The sequence below is a fragment of the Ferroplasma sp. Type II genome (genome assembly GCF_000496155.1).
In genome coordinates this window covers 2,959-5,555 of record NZ_KI542723.1, presented here as the reverse complement: position 1 = coordinate 5,555, position 2,597 = coordinate 2,959, and the positions used below count along the sequence as shown (strand labels likewise).

At 32.9% G+C, this 2,597-nt stretch carries 4 protein-coding genes; all 4 read right to left on the bottom strand.

What is annotated here, in order from left to right; all coding sequences use genetic code 11:
* On the bottom strand, positions 1–400 hold a 400-nt coding region (locus AMDU4_RS07250; RefSeq protein WP_021787330.1), incomplete at its 3' end, for an AAA family ATPase.
* A gap of 292 nt (positions 401–692) precedes the next feature.
* On the bottom strand, positions 693–1,502 hold the full coding sequence (gene pheA / locus AMDU4_RS07245; RefSeq protein ID WP_021786787.1) for a prephenate dehydratase: 810 nt from the start codon (positions 1,500–1,502) through the stop codon (positions 693–695).
* Positions 1,503–1,526: 24 nt separating this feature from the next.
* Positions 1,527–2,204, bottom strand: a complete 678-nt coding sequence (locus tag AMDU4_RS07240) for a stage II sporulation protein M (protein WP_021787329.1) — start codon at positions 2,202–2,204, stop codon at positions 1,527–1,529.
* Positions 2,205–2,265: 61 nt separating this feature from the next.
* On the bottom strand, positions 2,266–2,597 hold a 332-nt coding region (locus AMDU4_RS07235; RefSeq protein WP_290704528.1), incomplete at its 5' end, for a CBS domain-containing protein.

The window sequence follows — 2,597 nt, the reverse complement described above, 5'->3', positions numbered from 1 at the left end:
TTTTTTTTTTCTGATATGTTCTAACAAATTTTTCCCAGCCGGATACCTCCTGTGCCTCATCAATTATTATTACATTATTATCTGTTTTTTTAATCAGTTTTTTGTATGCGTTATATATATTATCAAGGGTTTTAATATTATTATCAAGCCTTTCATCATCAAAATTTATAATTAATATATCCTCCGGATTATAACCATTCTGGATAAATGATGAGGCAACCTGCAGGGATATGAATGATTTTCCGGATCTGCGCAGACCACTTTCAGTTACTATATTTATTCCATTTAATATCTTAAGTATTTTATTTATATAAAACTCCCTTAATATACCTGTATAAGGTTTTTTCCCCCAGAAATTGTAATCCGATAAAATACTGATAAATTCCTCATCTGAAATCATTATGTCACATAAGACATAGTTTTATATAAATATTGTGTCATATGTGACATACTATTCTGAAAAACCCAAATAATAAATAAAATATTAAAATTAATACGATATAAAAATGCAGACAATTATTGAACAATAACGTGACAATAGAATGCAAATCAGAGATCTCTGATCTCATAGGTAAAACAATGAATATGGAAAACATGATTAAAGATTAGTGTACCCACGCCATAGCATTTGGAAAGCATTGAAAAATGGTATTCCTAGGTCAATGAAAATAAAATAGATGTAAAGTCACGTACTAATATTCTAATATTGGTGCAATTTTATAATTTCCCAACATTTTAAATGGATTTACCACATTCATTACTTCTTTCATAGCCATGTTTGAATTCTCATTATTTTCGATATCTATGAAGAACAGATAATTGAATGGATTATATTGTACCGGGCGTGATTCGATCTTGGTCATATTTATTCCGTATTCATTGAATATTTTTAATACATTATACAAAGCACCGGGCTTGTTTTCTGTGGAAAACACAATGGATGCCTTTGATGGATTTTCGGGATTATTTGGTGCTGCGGAGATTAAAAAGAATCTTGTATAGTTAAACTTATTATTTTCTATATCTCTTTCAATAATATGCATTCCGTTTAATTCGGCCGCCATTTCACTGGCTATAGCACCATGGGAACGGTCATTAAAATTCTTTATGATATTCACGCTGCCTGCCGTATCATATTCGCTTATGGGCTTTATTCCATTGGAATATATAAAATCAGAACACTGTGCAAGTGCCTGAGGATGTGAATGGGCATATTTAATATCATGGGTTTTTGTGCCTGGATATCCTATTAGGCAGTGTTTTATTCGCAGATAATACTCCTTGACGATATGAAAATCCATTTTAAACAGAAAATCATATGTTTGGTTTACGGCACCTTCAATGGAATTTTCGATAGGTACGACCCCAAGGTCAATATTATTGCTTTTTAATGCCATAAAAACCGCGCGAACTGAATCCAGCGGAACGTATTGGCCTGAAGCCATTCTGGTTGCTGCAATATTGCTATATGCTCCCGGATCTCCAAAATATCCTATTTTCAATAAAGGATTATATAATTTAAATATTTAAAATTGATTAAAATCATACAGATCAGGTTCCTCAGGTTTCTTTTTTCCGGATTTATATTCATCCGAATCCATACGCCTGTAAAGCCATATAAGAAATATTATAATTGGCACTGCAGGTATCCACATATAAAGAGAATATAACGGATGTGGCGATCGTTCCAGAATAATTTCAGATGTTTCTATTGCTCCTGCAAATGCAAGTTCTATTACGACAAAGATATACATATATATGATTTTCATGTAATTGGTTTTTAGTTTCTTAGTTAGTAGATAATACAATATATATACGCTTGTGCTTACGGCAACAGCATATGCCGGGAGTTCCAGCCAGGAATGTGGAAACATCATGAGGCTTGCAAATATTGCAAAGCCATTAATATGTGTGGCAGTTCCTTCCACTGCAATTACACTGGCTGTTGATATTATTGAAAAACCGAACATGAGTATTCCTATTACAGGTATGAATTCTATTGTGGCAATAAGGAGGTTATGAGGAAATATGCTTAACCACATGGGAAAAAATGACTGTGAAACTATTGCATGATCCTGGGATTTAAAACTGGAATAAAGCGCAGGATTGTGTATTGGCAGAGATGATATTATAGCAAATCCAGCGAGTTCTATAATGAATGATAATATAAATATACGTCTGAGTCTTGGCATCTTCACTTCCATATAATCCATATCTCAATTATATTATTTATATTTTGGTTGGAAGTTTAGCTAACCATAATTTTCAATTTGAATCACCCATGTTTATGATTTTTACATTTTCCTCATATTTGTCCAGAATCGATTCCAGTGTTATTATACCCATAAATTTACCATTATCTACCACTGCGCACCATTTGGTCCTGTTTTTCATCATAAGTTCCCATGCATTTTCCGCGCTGTTATCCAGTTTAACATAGGAAATTCCCGGTTTATAATAGTCCTTAACATATCCATATGACCGGTTTACAATGTCATATAGATAAACCGCACCCATCAGTTTTTCATGATAGACCACCGGAAGCGACAGTAAATCGTTTTCCTTCATAATATTATCAGCACGGTATATGGTATAAT

Bases quoted from the DNA above. Each gene is read 5' to 3' on its own strand.
- AMDU4_RS07240 (WP_021787329.1), bottom strand. From the start codon at position 2,204: ATGGAAGTGAAGATGCCAAGACTCAGACGTATATTTATATTATCATTC.